The following is a 16,198-nucleotide window of genomic DNA, read 5'->3' as shown; positions in this document are numbered from 1 at the left end:
AGATTCGGGGTGTGACCAGCGCACCTGCCACCGTCCGGCTCACCCAGTACGCGCACGGCGGCGGCTGCGCCTGCAAGATCCCGCCCGGCGAGCTCGAGGCCGTCGTCGCCGGGCTCACCGCCGGCGGTCCGGTCGCCCCGGCGGCAGAACTCGTCGTCGGCCTGGACGACGGCGACGACGCCGCCGTGGTCAGGCTCGCCGGCGGGCAGGGGCTGGTCCTGACCACCGACTTCTTCACCCCGGTGGTCGACGACGCGTACACCTTCGGCCGGATCGCCGCGGCCAACGCGCTCTCCGACGTCTACGCGATGGGCGGCACCCCGGTCGTCGCGGTCAACCTGCTCGGCTGGCCGCGCGACGTGCTGCCGGCAGAGCTGGCCGCGGAGGTGCTGCGCGGCGGGCTGGAGGTCGCCCAGGAGGCCGGCTGCCACGTCGGCGGCGGGCACTCCATCGACGACCCCGAGCCCAAGTACGGCATGGCGGTCACCGGGCTGGTCGACGTCGACCGGCTCATCACCAACGACGCCGCCGCTCCGGGCACCGCCCTCACGCTCACCAAACCGCTCGGTGTCGGCGTGCTCAACAGCCGGCTCAAGCAGACCGGGGAGGTGTCGGAGGAGGCGATCGCCTCGATGACCGCGCTCAACGCGGCGGCCTCGCGCGCCGCGGTCGCCGCGGGCATCCGCGCCGGCACCGACGTCACCGGCTTCGGCCTGCTCGGCCACCTCTACAAGATGGCCCGGGCCAGCGGGGTCACCGCGGTCGTCGACGCCGCCGCCGTCCCGTACCTGGCCGGGGCGCGCGAGGCGCTGGCGGGCGGGTTCGTCTCCGGCGGCACCCGCCGCAACCTGGACTGGGTGCGCCCGCACACCGACCTGTCCGCGGTCGACGAGGGCGAGGCGCTGCTGCTGGCCGACGCGCAGACCTCCGGCGGGCTGCTGCTCGGCGGCGAGATCCCCGGCTCCCCCGTGATCGGCGAATTCGTCCCCCGGGGGGAGCACACCGTCGTCGTCAGGTGAGGGCCGGTCCGAGCGGGGGCCCGGAGGGCTCCCCGAGGAACGACGGGTGGGGCTCCGCGCAGGTCGGGACGGCACCTGGCCGCGGTGCGGTCCGCAGGACCGCGATGTAATGGCAGGCATGCTCGCTGCCTTCGTCTCGACGCCCGCCCCGAAGGACCCGCTCTCCGTCCTGGAGATCGGCGAACGCCCGGAGCCCGAGGTGCCGGACGGCTGGACGACGGTGCAGGTCAAGGCCGTCTCGCTGAACCACCACGACCTGTTCAGCCTGCGCGGCGTCGGCCTGCCCGAGGAGCGGATGCCGATGATCCTCGGCACCGACGCGGCCGGTCTGGACGCCGAGGGCAACGAGGTCGTCGTCCACGGCGTGGTGGCCAGCCCCGGCTGGACCGGCGACGAGACGCTCGACCCGAAGCGCAGCCTGTTCAGCGAGCTGCACCAGGGCACGATGGCCGAGAAGGTCGCCGTCCCGACGCGGAACCTGCTGCCCAAGCCGGCCGAGCTGTCCTTCGCCGAGGCCGCCTGCCTGCCCACCGCCTGGCTCACCGCCTACCGGATGCTGTTCGTGAAGTCCGGGCTGCGGCCCGGCTCGACGGTGCTGGTCCAGGGCGCCAGCGGCGGGGTGGCCACCGCGCTGATCGAGCTCGGCAAGGCCGCGGGCTACCGGATCTGGGTGACCGGCCGCAGCGAGGAGAAGCGGCAGGCGGCGCTCGCGCTCGGCGCCGACCAGGCCTTCGAGTCCGGCGCCCGGCTGCCGGAGCGGGTCGACGGCGTCATGGAGACCGTCGGGGAGGCGACCTGGTCGCACAGCGTCAAGTCGCTCAAGCCGGGCGGGGTGATCGTGACCTCCGGCGCGACGACGGGCTTCAACCCCGGCGCCGAGCTCAACCGGGTCTTCTTCACCCAGCTGTCGGTCATCGGCTCGACCATGGGCACCCGCGAGGAGCTCGAGGACCTCATCCGGATGTGCGCGGTCACCGGCATCCGGCCGGCCATCGACGTCGAGCTCCCGCTGACGCAGGCCCGCGAGGGCTTCGAGCGGATGCTCGAGGGGCGGACGAACGGCAAGATCGTCTTCACCCTGTGAGCGCGGTCGACCGGGTCGACACCGGCAAGGTCGCCGCGCTGGTCGGTGCGCAGCGGGCCTAGGAGACCAGCGCGGCGCTCGGGATGATCAGGCCGCGCGGCTCGAACTCCTCGACGGTCGGTGGGTCGGGAGGGGTCTGGCCGCCGGACATCTCGGCCATCACCGGCGCGACGAGCTCGGCGTCGTAGCGGTCGTACTGCTCCTTGGACTCCCAGAGCTCGATGATCTGGAAGCCGCCGGCCGTGGCCCGGCCGAGGTGCAGCAGCAGCCCCTCCACGGGGCCGGTGGTCCGCCGTCCGATCTCGGCGTGCATCGCCTCGTACGCCTCGATCGGCGCCGGGACGTCCATCACGAATCCGTAGGTCATGGTGCGCTCCGTCCGTGTTGCGGCCCCGGTCCGGGAGGGGGAGCTCACCGGACCGGGGCCGACAGTGGCCGCTCTTCCAGGGGCAGGGGAAGGGCGGAAAGGCCCGGTCAAGCCACCGACCGCGTCCAGCGCCCGTAGTGCAGGACGCCGTCCGGGTCGTAGGCCTGCACGATCGCGGCGAGCCGCTCGCGGGTGGCCTCCTCGTAGGCGCGCCGGGCCGAGTCGGCGTCGTGCACCGGACCGAAGTTCGGCCACACCCGGCCGCTGTCCCACCGGGCGAGGGCGTCGAACACGCGCTCCGCGTCGACCATGCCCTGGGCCGCCATGTCCGGCGTCGCCGCCAGCCCGACGGCCAGGACGCTGAACCGCGCGCCGCGGTGGTCGAAGGCGTCCGGGTGCTGCGGCGCACGGGCGTACTGACCGCCCAGCGCCCGCACCTCGAGCAGGATCAGCGACGAGCCCGAGCCGTGCCCGCCCACCTCGAGCAGGCGGTCGGCCGCCTCGGCGGGGAACTCCGAGAGCAAGATCGCCGGGTCGATCGCCGGCGTCGGGTCCACCGGGTCGGTGTGCACCGAGTCGACGGCCGTGTAGGGCTTGAGCGCGCAGTCGTCGAGGATCGCCGGGGCGACGGCGCGGATCCGGTTCAGGTGCCGCTCGCCCTCGGCCGCGTCGCCGGTCCACAGGAACCGGATGGACAGCGTCATCTTCCCGGCCAGCATCGGGGGCACCCCCGGCAGCGGCGGCAGCTGGAACAGGCCGAACGACGTCGTCCCGGCCTCGGGCAGCTCGTCGGCCCAGGTCCTCCAGGCCGCGATCACCTGGGGTGCGTCCACGGCGTCGAACCACAGCGAGCCGCCGTAGAACGTCGGCTGGTGCACGAGGTCGAACTCGACCGCGGTGACGATGCCGGCCGTCCCCTTGCCGCCGCGCAGCGCCCAGAACAGGTCCGGGTTCTCGGTGGGGGTCACCCGGCGCACCACGCCGTCGCCGGTGACGACGTCGAAGGCGCGCACCTTGTCCGCGGCGATCCCGTAGGTGCGGGCCATCGGGCCCACGCCGCCGCCGGTGGTGTAGCCGACCACGCCGACGTCGGTGACCGAGCCGGACAGCGGGGCGAGCCCGTACGGGGCGGCCGCCTCGACCACGCGCAGCCACTTGACTCCGGCGCCGACGCGGGCCCAGCCCTCGGGGTGCACGGTGACCTCGTCGAGGCCCTTGGTGGAGACGAGCAGGTGCCCGGCGATCCCCGGGATCGCTCCGTGCCCGGTGCCCTGGACGCCGGCGGTGAGGCCGAACGCGCCGGCGAAGCGCACCGCGGCGGCGACGTCCTCGGCGGTGCGCGCGTCGACGACCGCGGACGGGGTCAGCTGCACGGCCAGGTTCCACGGGGTGACGTGGGCGGCGTACTCGGGGGCCTCGGGGGTGTGCACCGCGCCGGTGATGACGGCGTCGAGGACGTCGAACGGGGCGTCGATCTGGACGTCGTCGACAACGGCGTCGAGGGTGTAGCTCACGGTTTCCTCCTGATTCCGATGACGTCCCTGTCGACGTCTGCGGAAACCGTGGCGGAGGGTTCTTGACCGGCTCTTGCGTTCCTCTTGAACGCCGGCCTCAAGGTGCCGGGTGCGGCTCCACGAACAGCCCGCGCGGGTCGACACCGCGCCGGATCGCGGACAGCCGCGCGTGCACGCCCGGGGGGAACACCTTGCGGGTGTCGACCCGGTCGTCGTGCATCGGCAGGTACTTGCGCCCGGTGGCCCAGGGCTCCAGGGCGTCGAGGAACGCGGCCGCCGAGGCGCGCTGGGCGATCCAGTCCTCCGGGCCGCCCTCGAAGCCGACCCCGAGCGCGAGGAACGCGCCGTCGAGGTAGGACAGCGCGCCTCCGGCGGGGTCCGGGCGGCCGAGGGCTCCGCCGAGCTGGCGCAGCTCCGCGATCGCCAGCTGGGTGCCCGAGCCGGGGCCCACCTTCTCGAGGACCGTGGCGATCGCCTCGTCCGGAAGCCCCCCGACGAGCGTGCTGCTGGCGTACGCGGAGGTCGGGCCCTCCGGCTCGAGGTGCAGCCGGACGAGCGACGCGGCCGGCACCCGGGCCACCGTGTCGAACTCCGGGGCGAGCGCCCGGAGCGGCGCCAGCAGCTCGGCGGCCGACGCGTCGTCGCCGAGGACGGCGCCGTCGATCATGGCCAGGTGCCGGCCGTGCAGCTCGCGCGGGATGTGCTCCAGCGGCGGCACCTGCAACAGGCGGAAGGAGGTGGTGGCCTCCTCCGGCGCCCTGGCGCACCAGTCGACCCAGGCCGGCAGCAGCCGCTCCACCTCGGTCGCGTCCCAGGCCAGGTAGCCGGCGACGACGGTCTCCAGCGGTAGCAGGTCGAACTCGATCGCGGTCACCACGCCCAGCGGTGCCGCCCCGCCGCGCAGCGCCCAGAACAGGTCGGCGTCGGCGTCCTCGGTGGCCCGCACGAACGTGCCGTCGGCGAGCACCAGCTCGACCGCGGTGACGGCGTTGCACTGCAGCCCCCTCGCCCGGGCGTACCAGCCGATCCCGCCGCCGAGGGTGTACCCGACAACGCCGACGTCCGGCGACGACGGGTGGCGCGCGGCCAGGCCGGCGCGCCCGGCGGCGTCGCAGAGGTCCCCCCAGAGCACACCGGCCCCCACGCGGGCGCTGCGCCGTTCCTCGTCCACCTGCAGCTCGGTCATCGCCGAGGTGCGCAGCAGCACCGCCTCGGTCAGGTTCCCCTGCAGCGGCGGTGCGCCGTGCCCGGTCCCCTGCGGGGCGACCGACAGCCCGGCCGCCGTCGCGGTGCGCAGCACCTCGGCGACCTCGTCGGGGAAGGCGGGGTAGGCGACCGCCGCCGGGAAGTCCGACACCTGCAGGTTCCACGGCGATCGGGCCAGGTCGTAGGAGGGGTCGCCGGGCAGGTGCACCGATCCCCCGCACAGGCCGCGCAGGCTCTCCGCCCGGAGGTGGGCGGCGGCGGGGACCGGCTGCTGGGTCACGAGGCTCCTCGTCTCAGGGGTGGACAGCGTCCGTCGCGGAACTTGAGAGGAACTTGAGGCGCTCACCGTCGACCGCCTCGAGGACGGCGGCGACGGTGCCGGGCGTCAGGAACAGCCGCTGCGCGATCTCCGGCACGCCGAGGCCCGTGGCGGCCAGCGCGAGGACCGGCCGCTCCATGCTCGAGCTGCGGGGGGCGGCGGGCCGGTGCCCGTCGCTCACGCCCCGGGCCTGCAGCGCGGCGCAGGCGCGGCGGAGGACCGCGTCCGCGCCGAGCTCGCCGGCGGCCTCGCTCGCCGCGCGCAGCAGCGGGACCGCCTCGTCGTCGGGCACCTGCGGCGCGCTGCCCAGCACGCACCGTGCCCGGGCCAGGTCGACCGCCGCGGTCGTGCCGGACAGCAGGTCGACCGCCTCGCGCAGGTCGTCCACGCCGGCCGCTCCGCGCAGCCGGCCGAGCAGCGTGAGGGCGGCGCCGAGGTAACTGTGTGCGCCCCACGTGCGCAGCAGCCGGACCTCCTCCTCGGCGAGCTGCACGGCCTCCTCGGTGCGACCCAGGCCGTGGAGGGCGAGCGCCCCGGTGGCCCGCCACCCGTTCCAGGCCGGGTTGGGGATCGGCACCGGAGCCGGCAGCGCGACCACCGCCCCCAGCGCCTCCTCGAAGCGGCCCTCCGCGACCAGCAGCCGGGCCAGCGCGTGCTGCAGCAGTCGGGCCCCGTCGCCCGCGGCCGGCTCAGCCGCGGCGGCGTCGGCCGCCCGCCGGGCCGCCGCGAGGTCGCCGCGGTCGAGGTGGCAGCCGATCTCGAACGCCCGGCAGTAGGGGTTGCCGAGCGCCGCGTGACCCCAGATCTGGGCCTGGTCGTACGCCATGCGCAGCAGGCCGAGCGCCTCGTCGAGGTCACCGCGCCGCCAGTGCCACATGCCCTGCCACAGGTTGGAGGAGTGCACGGCGAACACCGAGCCGCGGGCGTGGGCGGCCGCGCGGGAGCGGGCCCAGAAGTCGCCGAGGTCGTCGTCGGCGAGCATGCGGACCACCGCGGCGACCACCCAGAACAGCCCGTAGTCGACGGTGAAGAGCCGGTCGCCGGCCAGGGCGAATCGGGCCAGCTCGACCGCCCGCGCCCGGTCGACCCCGGCCATCGTGGTCTCCAGGGCCAGGGCCGCGGCGAGCATCTGGGCTCCGGTGCCGTCGCCGCTGGGCTCGGGCGGCGGCTGGGTGCGCCAGATCGCCGGGTCGAGCCCGTGCATGAACCCGGTCTGCCGCTCCAGCGCGGCCAGCGCCTGCCGGTGGTCGTCCAGCTCGGGAGGCAGCGCCAGGCGGGCCTCGCGGGCGAACGCCGTCGCGACCCCCAGCGGTCCGGCGAACACCTGCGTCCGGCTGATGACGACGGCCAGTTCGGCCCGCACGAGCGGGTCCTCGTGCTGGGCGTAGGCCTGCAGCAGGTGCTCGACCCCTTCGGCGCCCTCGACCAGCGACTCGAGCAGCCCCAGGTCGGTGAGCAGGTCGCGGCGCACGCCGGCGTCGTCCGGCGGCTCGTCCAGCGCCCGGCGCAGCAGGGTGACGGCCGTGTCGGAGGAGCCGCGCTCGGCGGCGGTGGCCGCGGCCCGCCGCAGCAGCGCGACGGTCGCGTCGTCCCCGCGCCGGGGAGCCAGGAGCAGGTGCGCGGCCCGCTGCTCGTCGGGGGCGCCCACCGCCTGCAGCACCGCCGCGGCGCGCTCGTGCAGCAGCGCCCGTTCGGGGGCGGGCAGCTCGCGGTAGACCGCGTCGCGGACCAGGGGGTGGGCGAAGGCGAGCGGCCACTCGTCCTTGACGATCTCGGCGCGGGCGAGGGCGGCCAGCGCGGCGGCGGTGTCGACGTCCGACCGCCCGGCCAGCGCGGCCACGGCGGGCAGCGGCGCACCGTCGCCCAGCACCGCGGCGGCCCGGGCGACCGGCAGCACGTCGGGCAACCGGCGCAGCCGGAGGGTGACCATGCTCGAGACCGCCCGCGAGCCGACGGCCACCACCCGGTCGGCGTGGGCGGCGTCCGGCCGCACGCGGTCGGCCTCGAGCCCGCGCAGCAGCTGGCGCAGCAGCAGCGGGTTGCCCGACGTCGTGCGATGGCAGGCGCGCGCGAACAGCGGCGACACCGGCTCGCCGAGCCGGCGGCCGACCATGTCCGCGGTCGCCGCGGCCGACAGCGGTCCCGGGGTGACGACGACGGCCGCGGGCTCGAGCTCCAGCTCGGCCAGCAGCTCCTCGTCCTCGTGCTGCTCGCCGGTGCGCACGGTGGCCACGAGCAGGACCGGCACGCCGTCGAGGCGCCGGGCGAGGTAGGCCAGCCAGCGCAGCGAGGCGGTGTCGCACCACTGCAGGTCGTCGACGGCGAGCAGCACCGGGCCCTCGGCGCTCACGTTGACCGCCAGCCAGTACAGGCCGTGGAGGATCGCGAACGACCCGTCGCCCTCACCGGCGGTGAGGTCGAAGACGCCGCGCGCGGCGGCCGCGGCGCCGGCCAGCAGCTCGGTGCGGCGGCCGGGGTCGAGCAGCTCGGGCTCGAACAGCTGCCGGACGACGCTGTACCCGAAGGCCTTCTCCAGCTGGCTGCCGCGCGCGCTGAGCACGCGCACCGACCTCTGCGCGGCCATCCGGCGGGATTCGGTGAGCAGCCGGGTCTTGCCGATCCCGGCCGGGCCCTCGACCAGCAGCAGGCCGCCCTCGCCGTCGGCGAGCGCGTCCAGCGCCGTCCGGATGGCGGCCACCTCACGGTCCCGGTCGGTCAGGTCGTCGCGCGGCGGAGCGGCCGGTGCGGGCTGCGGGGCAGGGGCGGCGGCCCGCGACGGCGGGATGCGCAGGGCCGGCGACTGGCTGAGCACCTGCGACTCCAGCTCGCGCAGCGCGGGCCCGGGGTCGACGCCGAGCTCGTCGGCGAGCGTCGTCCTTGCCCGGCGCAGCGCGGCGAGGGCGTCGGCCTGCCGGCCGGCCCGGTACAGCGCCAGGGCGAGCAGCCGCCAGCGCTCCTCGCGCAGGGGTTCCTCGCCGACCATCGACTCGAGGTCCGGCACGAGCATCGCCGCCTCGCCCAGCTCGAGGCGGGCGGCGAGCAGCCGTTCGCGCGCGGCGGCGCGCAGCTCGCTGAGCCGGCCGATCTCGGCCTCGGCCCACGGCTCCTCGGCGTAGTCGGCCAGCGCCGGGCCCCGCCAGAGGTGCAGCGCGTCGGCCAGCAGCTCGGCCACCCGCGCCGGGTGCTCGGCCGCCGCGGCCTGCGCGAGCAGGTCCTCGAACCGCCAGGCGTCCACCGCCTCGCGCGGCAGCCGGACGGCGTAGCCGGGGCCCTCGCGCACGATGACCGCCGAGCGGGTCCGGGCGGCGCTGCCGGGCTCGAGCCGCCGGCGCAGGTGCGACACGTAGGACTGCAGCGCGCCGGTGGTGTCGACAGGCGGCCGCCCGCCCCACACCGACTCGATGATCCGGTCGGCCGGCACGATCTCGCCGCGGGCGAGCAGCAGCACGGCGAGGACGGCGCGCTGCCGCGGACCGCCCAGGTCGAGGGGTTCCCCGGAACAGGTGGCCGCGAGCTCGCCGAGGAGGCTCACCCGCAGCCGAGAGTCGTCCACGCACCCCTCCTCGTCGGCCGAAAGGTAGACGAGAACGCCCCCGACGGGCAGGGGTCAGCCGAATGGGCAGTTGCGGTCGCCGCGCCCGGCGGGTCGGCGCGTGTCGTCGACACCAACTGCTCACTCGGCTCGGCGGGGGCCTTTCAGCAGCACCAGAGCGGCGACCGCGGCCAGCCCCGCGGCGATCGCGGCGCCGGCGAAGACGGTGTGCAGCTGGGTGAGCACCGCGGCGTCGGTGGCCCGGTCGTAGGCGGGGCAGTCGGCCGGGGTCTGCGGGCAGAGCGTGACCGGCGAGCCGATCGCCGCCACCGCCTGGTCGAACCGGCGCAGCGCCACCGCGGTGAGCAGCGACAGCCCGACCAGCATGCCCACGGTGCGCGCGACGACGGCCAGCGCGCTGGCGCTGCCGTGCACCTCGGAGCCGGTGACCGCGAGCAGGACGGCGTTCACCGGCGCGATGGCCAGCCCGAACCCGAGCCCGGCCGCGAGCAGCACGAGGTAGGAGGCGGCGCCGTCCAGCGACCGCTCCCCCCACTGGGTCATCACGGCCAGCGCCAGCGCGGTGAGCGCCATGCCGCCGGCGGCCACCAGCCGCGGCGGGACCCGCCGGCACAGCCAGCCGCCGGCGACCGCGCCCACCGGCACCGCGATGAGCAGCCGGACCAGCACGAGGGCCGCGCCGAACTGGTCGCCGGGGGTGGTCGTGGCGCGGGCGAACAGCGGGACGTCGACCAGCGCGGCGACGAGCGCGACCCCGACCAGCAGGTTGACCAGGAGCGCGCCCCACGCACCGGTGGGCCTCAGCGCGCGCACCGGCAGGACCGGGTCGGCCGTGCGCCGCTCGTGCACCACGAACGCGATCGCCGCGACGGCGGCGATCGGCAGCAGCACGGGGCCGAGGGCGACCACCTGGGTGGCCGGGTCGGCGGCGGCGAACGCCCAGACCAGGCAGCCGAGCGCGACCACGACCAGCAGCGAGCCGAGCACGTCGACCTCGCCGGCCAGCCTCCTCAGCCCGCGCAGCGGCAGCACGGCGCGCTCGGGCGCGGCCAGGCTGCGCAGCACCAGGGCCGCCCCGGCCACGACCACGACGAGGACCAGCGGGGTGCTGGCCGGGACGGCGTCGACCAGCGGGACGTAGAGCAGGCCGAGCGTGACGTCCTCGGCGAGCGCCGCGGGCGCGGCCAGCTGCAGCGCCAGCGCGATCCCGGCGACGGCGAGGAGCACCAGCCCGATCAGGTCCGGCCGGCGGGCGTGGCCGGCGATCAGCGCTCCCACGGCCAGGCCGAGGCCGAGCAGCAGGTTCAGCCAGAAGATGGCCCGCCAGTCGGCGACGGCGAGCACCGCGGCGCCGGCCAGCGGCCCGAGGACGGCGCCGGCCTCCTGCACGGCGCCGACCACGCCGAGCGGCAGCGCCCGTCGCTCGGGCGGCCAGCGGTCGGCGACCAGGGCCAGCGTGGCGGGGACCAGCCCGCCCGCGCCGATGCCCTGCAGGCAGCGGCCGGCCACGGCGGGGCCGAGGCCGACGGCGGTCGCGGTGAGCAGCGAGCCGAGGGCGAACAGCAGCAGGCAGCCGACCAGCACCGGCAGCCGGCCGCGCAGATCGGCCAGCCGGCCGAGCAGCGGCAGCGTGGCGGTGTAGCCGAGCAGGAAGCCGCCGATGATCGGGGTCGCCCGCTGCAGCTGGTCGATGCCGACGCCGATGCCGGTGAGGATGTCCGGCAGGGCCAGGACGACGACGTAGGTGTCGGCGGCGGTGACCAGGACCGCCAGCGTGGCCAGGACGACGGCCGCGAACCCGGGCCGTGCCGTGGCCGCGGCCTCCCGCTCAGCCGGTGGGCGGTGCGGTGATCGAGACATCTGCGCCGAACTCGCTGAGCTCGAGGGTGTAGGTCCCGTCGTCCTCGGCGGTGAAGAACGGGCCGGTCAGCTCGGCGCGCCGCAGCTCGCCGCTGTCGGTGGCGATCAGGAACGAGGCCTTGACGGTCTGGCTCGGGTCCTGGCTGGTGAGCAGGTCGGCGACGAGCTGGCCGGGCAGGTCGGCGGTCACCTCCTGGACGACCTCGCCGTCCACCCGCTTCTCGTCGCCGTTCTTCGCGTTCTCCGCCTTGGCCAGCAGCTGGGAGATGCCGGTGTCGGGGTCGAGCAGCGCGCCCGGGTCACCGAAGCCGAACTGGGCGGGGTCGATGACGCTGTAGGTCGGCAGGAACGGCAGCTGCGCGTAGACGGTGCCGCCGACCGAGACGACCTCGAGGTCGGCGGTCGTGCCGCTGGTCTGCACCTTCAGCGTGCCCTGGAACGACGCGGGGCGTTCGATGTCGCCGGTGCCGCCGACCAGCAGTGTGCCGGTGCTGGGGGCGCCGTCGCTGGTGAGCACGAAGTGCGCGCTCTCGGCCGCGTCGAGGGTCTTCTTGGCCTTGGCGAGCAGATCGGTGGCCGAGGTGCCGGAATCCCCGCCGCCGCTGCACCCGGCGAGGAGGACGACGGCGAGCAGCGACACCACGGCCCGACGCAGCTGCATGGTCCTCCTCCCCGTCCGGGCGGACAGTAGCGCGCCGGGAAGGTCAGGCGCGGGCGCCGGTCCGTGCGGCGATCCGCTGCGCCAGCTTCGGCTGGTCCTTGGCCGGGAGGAGGTGCAGGACCGGCACCAGCTCCGGCAGGCGGGCCTGCTCGGTGGTCACGATCCGGAAGCCCTCCCCCACGGTGAGGCCGTGGTCGGGGCGGGAGACCACCACGACGACGTCGCCGGCGCCGACCGTGCCGGTCTCGAGCACGCGCAGGTACGCGCCGGTCGCCCCGTGCACGGTGAACCGCTTGATCAGCTGCGGCACGGCCCAGAAGCGCTCGAACGTGGCGCACGGGATGCGCCAGGCGGTCACCTCGAACAGCACCGTCCCGACCTGCCAGCGCTCACCGAGGACGGCGTTGACCAGGTCCACACCGCTGGTGCGGAGGTTCTCGCCGAAGGAGCCGGCGGGCAGGTCGCGGCCGAGCTCGCGCTCCCACCAGTCGGCGTCCTCCTGCGCGTAGGCGTAGACGGCCTGGCCCTCGCCGCCGTGGTGCCGCTTCTCGACCTGCACGTCGCCGTCCAGACCCAGAGCGTGGACGGCGACCCGGCCGGGCACCGGCCGCTTGTCGATGCCGCTGCGGCGGCTGGGCAGCCGGAAGGTGGGGTCCCCCGAGACGCAGACCGCGTCGACCCGGCCGGTCACTTCTTGGCGGGCTCGGAGTTGGACAGCGCGGCGACGAAGGCCTCCTGCGGGACCTCGACCCGGCCGACCATCTTCATCCGCTTCTTGCCCTCCTTCTGCTTCTCCAGCAGCTTGCGCTTGCGGGTGATGTCACCGCCGTAGCACTTCGCGAGGACGTCCTTGCGGATCGCGCGGATCGTCTCGCGGGCGATCACCCGGGAGCCGACGGCGGCCTGGATCGGCACCTCGAACTGCTGGCGCGGGATGAGCTCGCGCAGCTTGCCGGCCATCATCACGCCGTAGCTGTAGGCCTTGTCCTTGTGCACGATCGCGCTGAACGCGTCGACCGGCTCGCCCTGCAGCAGGATGTCGACCTTGACCAGCTGGGACTCCTGCTCGCCGGACTCGTGGTAGTCGAGGCTGGCGTAGCCGCGGGTGCGCGACTTCAGGGCGTCGAAGAAGTCGAAGATGATCTCGCCGAGCGGCAGCGTGTAGCGCAGCTCGACGCGGGACTCCGAGAGGTAGTCCATGCCCTTGAGCGAACCGCGGCGGCTCTGGCAGAGCTCCATGATCGTGCCGGTGTAGTCGCTCGGGGCGATGATCGTGGCGTCGACGATCGGCTCGAAGACCTTGTCGATCTTGCCGCTGGGCCAGTCGCTCGGGTTGGTGACGGTGTGCTCGGTGCCGTCCTCCATGATCACCCGGTAGACGACGTTGGGCGCCGTCGAGATCAGGCTCAGCCCGCTCTCGCGCTCCAGTCGTTCGCGGACGATCTCCAGGTGCAGCAGGCCGAGGAAGCCGACGCGGAAGCCGAAGCCGAGGGCGGCGCTCGTCTCCGGCTCGTAGACGAGGGCGGCGTCGTTGAGCAGCAGCTTGTCCAGCGCCTCGCGCAGCAGCGGGTACTCGCTGCCGTCGATCGGGTAGAGGCCGGAGTAGACCATCGGCTTGGGGTCGCTGTACCCGCCGATCGGCTCGGTGGCCGGATGGCTCTGCAGGGTGACGGTGTCGCCGACCCGGGACTGGCGGACGTCCTTCACGCCGGTGATGAAGTAGCCGACCTCGCCGACGCCGAGGCTGTCGACCGGCTTGGGCTCCGGGGAGATGACACCGATCTCGAGCAGCTCGTGGGTGGCGCCGGTGGACATCATCTTGATCCGGTCGCGGGCGGAGATGCGGCCGTCGACGACGCGGACGTAGGTGATGACGCCGCGGTAGATGTCGTAGACCGAGTCGAAGATCATCGCCCGCGCGGGCCCCTGCGCCTCACCGGTCGGGGCCGGGATCTCGGCGACGATCCGGTCGAGCAGCTCGGGCACGCCCTCGCCGGTCTTGCCGCTGACCCGCAGGACGTCGTCGGGGCCGCAGCCGATGATGTGCGCGATCTCCGCGGCGTACTTCTCCGGCTGCGCCGCCGGCAGGTCGATCTTGTTGAGCACCGGGATGATGTGCAGGTCGTTCTCGAGGGCCAGGTAGAGGTTGGCCAGCGTCTGCGCCTCGATGCCCTGGGCGGCGTCGACGAGCAGGACGGCGCCCTCGCAGGCGGCCAGGCTGCGGCTCACCTCGTAGGTGAAGTCGACGTGCCCCGGGGTGTCGATCATGTCGAGGACGTACTCGGTGTCCCCGACCTTCCAGGGCAGCCGCACGTTCTGCGCCTTGATGGTGATGCCGCGCTCGCGCTCGATGTCCATGCGGTCGAGGTACTGGGCGCGCATCTGCCGTGCCTCGATGATCCCGGTGACCTCGAGCATCCGGTCGGCCAGCGTCGACTTGCCGTGGTCGATGTGGGCGATGATGCAGAAGTTCCGGATCCGGGTCGGATCGGTGGCAGCGGGAGTCGTCACAGTGCTGCCATGGTCCCACGCCCACGGGCTCGCCCGTGGGACGGCGTCGACCCGTGGTGCCTGTGACAGCATCCGGTCCGTGGGAGCGGCACGCGCCGCCGGCCGGTGGCTGGTCGGCCACCCCGTTGCGCTGACCTCGCTCTGGGCGCTGGCCTGCGCGCTGGCGGTCGAGGCGGCGCCGGTGGTGGGCGGGGACCTCGCGGCCCAGTCCTGGTGGCGGTCATGGGCGACGTCCGGCGTCCCCCCGGTCGACCTGGGCTGGTACGGCGGGGTGCCGGTCGTGTCGTACAGCTTTGCCGGGCCCTGGATCGCCGGGCTGCTCGGGCTGCCGCTCATGGGCGTGCTGGGGACCGTCCTCGGCGCGGCCGCGACGACCGCGCTGCTCGCGCGGCTGCGACCGTCGCCGGGCCGGCTCGTCGTCGTCGGGCTGGTCGCTGGGCTCACCTGGGCGGCCGACGAGTGGAGCGGGCGGACGACGTTCGGGCTCGGCGCGGCACTGGGCTGCCTGGCGCTCGTGCTCGTCTCCCGCTCCCGCCCGGCCGGTGCTCTGCTGGCCGTGCTCGCGGGGGCGGTGAGCCCGGTGGCGGCGGTGTTCCTGCTGCTGGCCGCGGGGGCATGGATCGCCGGGACGGCGCGTCGGGCCTCGGTGTTCTCAGCCCCGGCCGGGGCGTGGTGGATCGCCGGCGGCGCGCTGGTCCCGGTCGCCGCGGCGCGGCTGCTCGGGGCGGTGAGCGGGCCGCAGCCGTTCAGCGCCCACCAGATGCTCGCCGCGGTGGCGGCGGCCGCCCTGACCGGCCTGCTGATCGCCCCGGTCACCCCGCAGCACCGCGTCCTGCGGGTGGGTGCGGCGCTGACCGTGCTGCTGCTGGTGGGGACGTGGCTGGTGCACGACCCCGTCGGGTCCAACTCCACCCGGCTGGTGCTGCTGTTCGCCGCCCCCGCCCTGGTGGCCGCCGCTCGGACGGTGGCGCCGGTGACCGCGCTGGCCGCGATCGCGGTCGTGGTGCTGCTGCCCCCGGTGGTCGGCACCGATCTCGTGCCGCGCGACCCGGCGCCCGAACAGGTGCGGGCAACGGCCCTGGTGCACGAGCTCACCCGCTACGGACCCGTCGGCCGGATCGAGGTCGTGCCCCTGCACGACCACGAGGAGAGCGTGGCGGTGGCGCGCGCGGTGCCGCTGGCCCGCGGTTGGCTGCGCCAGCTGGACACGTCCCGGGCGGCGCTGTTCTACGGCGGGTCGCCGTCTCGTGCCGCGTACCTGCGATGGCTGCGGGACAGCGGTGTCTCCTACGTCGCCCTGCCGACCGGGCAGGTCGACTGGGAGGCGCACGGGGAGGCGAGGCTGCTGCACCGCGGGGTGCCGGGGCTGCAGCAGGTCTGGTCCGACCGGTGGTGGCGGGTGTTCCGCGTCACGGACGGCGGGCTGGTGCGCGGGGATGCCCGGCTGGTGACCAGCGACCGCTCGCACGTCGTGCTGGACGTGCGCCGGCCGGGGTCCGTGCAGGTGGCGGTCTGGTGGTCGCGCTGGACCTCGGTGTCCGGCCCGGGCGGCTGCGTGGAGCCGGGCTCCCGCCGGGGCTGGACGACCCTGGCCGTCACCCGCCCGGGTCGCTACGTGTTGAGCAGCTCGTGGGAGCCGGCGGGACGCTGCACCTGAGTCCCGCGTTGGGCTGCGGCCGCAGACGCTGGTATCTTTGCAGGCCGGTCCGCGTGCGCACGTGCGCCCGGACGATGGACAGCAAGCATTCCCCTTCCAGACACCGAGGCTCACGCGTGGCGAACATCAAGTCCCAGATCAAGCGGAACAAGACCAACGAGCGGCGGCGGCAGCGCAACGTCGCGGTCAAGTCCGCCCTGAAGACGGCCGTCCGGCGCTTCCGCACCGCTGCCGACGCCGGGGACGCGGAGGCCGCGGCCTCGGCGCTGCAGGTGGCCAGCAAGCAGCTGGACAAGGCCGCCAGCAAGGGCATCATCCACAAGAACCAGGCCGCCAACCGCAAGTCGGGCATGGCCAAGCAGTTCGCCGGCCTGCAGGGCTGACGTTCCTCGCTTCCGAGAGCCCTCGTCCCGCACGGGACGGGGGCTCTCGTGCGTCTCGGCGACC

The 16,198-nt window shown here is 75.0% G+C and carries 12 protein-coding genes; 4 read left to right on the top strand and 8 right to left on the bottom strand.

Annotated features, from left to right (window positions below; translation table 11 throughout):
- Window positions 1-11: 11 nt before the first annotated feature.
- Together selD and GGQ55_RS17070 are read left to right on the top strand one after the other, a co-directional pair.
- Window positions 12-1,019: a selenide, water dikinase SelD gene (gene selD, locus GGQ55_RS17075; RefSeq protein WP_179718730.1), complete on the top strand. Its 1,008-nt coding sequence runs from the start codon at window positions 12-14 to the stop codon at window positions 1,017-1,019.
- A 118-nt stretch (window positions 1,020-1,137) separates the two neighbouring features.
- On the top strand, window positions 1,138-2,103 hold the full coding sequence (locus tag GGQ55_RS17070; RefSeq protein ID WP_179718728.1) for a zinc-binding dehydrogenase: 966 nt from the start codon (window positions 1,138-1,140) through the stop codon (window positions 2,101-2,103).
- A gap of 58 nt (window positions 2,104-2,161) precedes the next feature.
- On the opposite strand, the gene GGQ55_RS17065 is transcribed toward GGQ55_RS17070, so the two are convergent.
- The 8 genes from GGQ55_RS17065 to lepA form a co-directional block, all read right to left on the bottom strand.
- Window positions 2,162-2,470, bottom strand: coding sequence for a hypothetical protein (locus tag GGQ55_RS17065; RefSeq protein WP_179718726.1), 309 nt, complete (start codon window positions 2,468-2,470; stop codon window positions 2,162-2,164).
- Between the two features lie 107 nt (window positions 2,471-2,577).
- A complete protein-coding gene (locus tag GGQ55_RS17060) occupies window positions 2,578-3,984 on the bottom strand; it encodes an FAD-binding oxidoreductase (RefSeq protein ID WP_366489553.1) in 1,407 nt (468 codons plus the stop codon).
- A 97-nt stretch (window positions 3,985-4,081) separates the two neighbouring features.
- Window positions 4,082-5,470 (bottom strand): FAD-binding oxidoreductase, encoded by a 1,389-nt coding sequence (locus GGQ55_RS17055; protein WP_179718724.1) that lies wholly within the window; start codon window positions 5,468-5,470, stop codon window positions 4,082-4,084.
- Between the two features lie 13 nt (window positions 5,471-5,483).
- Window positions 5,484-9,062 (bottom strand): ATP-binding protein, encoded by a 3,579-nt coding sequence (locus GGQ55_RS17050; protein WP_179718722.1) that lies wholly within the window; start codon window positions 9,060-9,062, stop codon window positions 5,484-5,486.
- Between the two features lie 120 nt (window positions 9,063-9,182).
- The gene (locus GGQ55_RS17045; protein WP_179718720.1) at window positions 9,183-10,922 is read right to left on the bottom strand and encodes an MFS transporter; all 1,740 of its coding nucleotides are present in this window, start codon (window positions 10,920-10,922) and stop codon (window positions 9,183-9,185) included.
- A complete protein-coding gene (locus GGQ55_RS17040; RefSeq protein ID WP_179718718.1) occupies window positions 10,891-11,583 on the bottom strand; it encodes an LppX_LprAFG lipoprotein in 693 nt (230 codons plus the stop codon). Before GGQ55_RS17040 ends, GGQ55_RS17045 begins: the two co-directional genes overlap by 32 nt.
- Before the next feature lie 43 nt (window positions 11,584-11,626).
- Window positions 11,627-12,274, bottom strand: a complete 648-nt coding sequence (locus GGQ55_RS17035) for an MOSC domain-containing protein (protein WP_179718716.1) — start codon at window positions 12,272-12,274, stop codon at window positions 11,627-11,629.
- Window positions 12,271-14,094, bottom strand: a complete 1,824-nt coding sequence (lepA, locus tag GGQ55_RS17030) for a translation elongation factor 4 (RefSeq protein ID WP_179718714.1) — start codon at window positions 14,092-14,094, stop codon at window positions 12,271-12,273. The genes GGQ55_RS17035 and lepA overlap by 4 nt, the downstream gene beginning before the upstream one ends.
- A gap of 79 nt (window positions 14,095-14,173) precedes the next feature.
- Between lepA and GGQ55_RS17025 the strand changes: the two genes are divergently transcribed.
- Window positions 14,174-15,751 (top strand): hypothetical protein, encoded by a 1,578-nt coding sequence (locus GGQ55_RS17025; RefSeq protein WP_179718712.1) that lies wholly within the window; start codon window positions 14,174-14,176, stop codon window positions 15,749-15,751.
- A gap of 116 nt (window positions 15,752-15,867) precedes the next feature.
- Entirely contained in the window at window positions 15,868-16,134 is a 267-nt protein-coding gene (gene rpsT / locus GGQ55_RS17020; RefSeq protein WP_179718710.1) for a 30S ribosomal protein S20, read from the top strand.
- The last annotated feature ends 64 nt before the right edge of the window (window positions 16,135-16,198 follow it).

The sequence above is a fragment of the Petropleomorpha daqingensis genome (genome assembly GCF_013408985.1).
Classification (GTDB): domain Bacteria; phylum Actinomycetota; class Actinomycetes; order Mycobacteriales; family Geodermatophilaceae; genus Petropleomorpha; species Petropleomorpha daqingensis.
The sequence above is the reverse complement of the archived record's forward strand: the minus strand, read 5'-3'. Positions and strand labels throughout refer to the sequence as shown.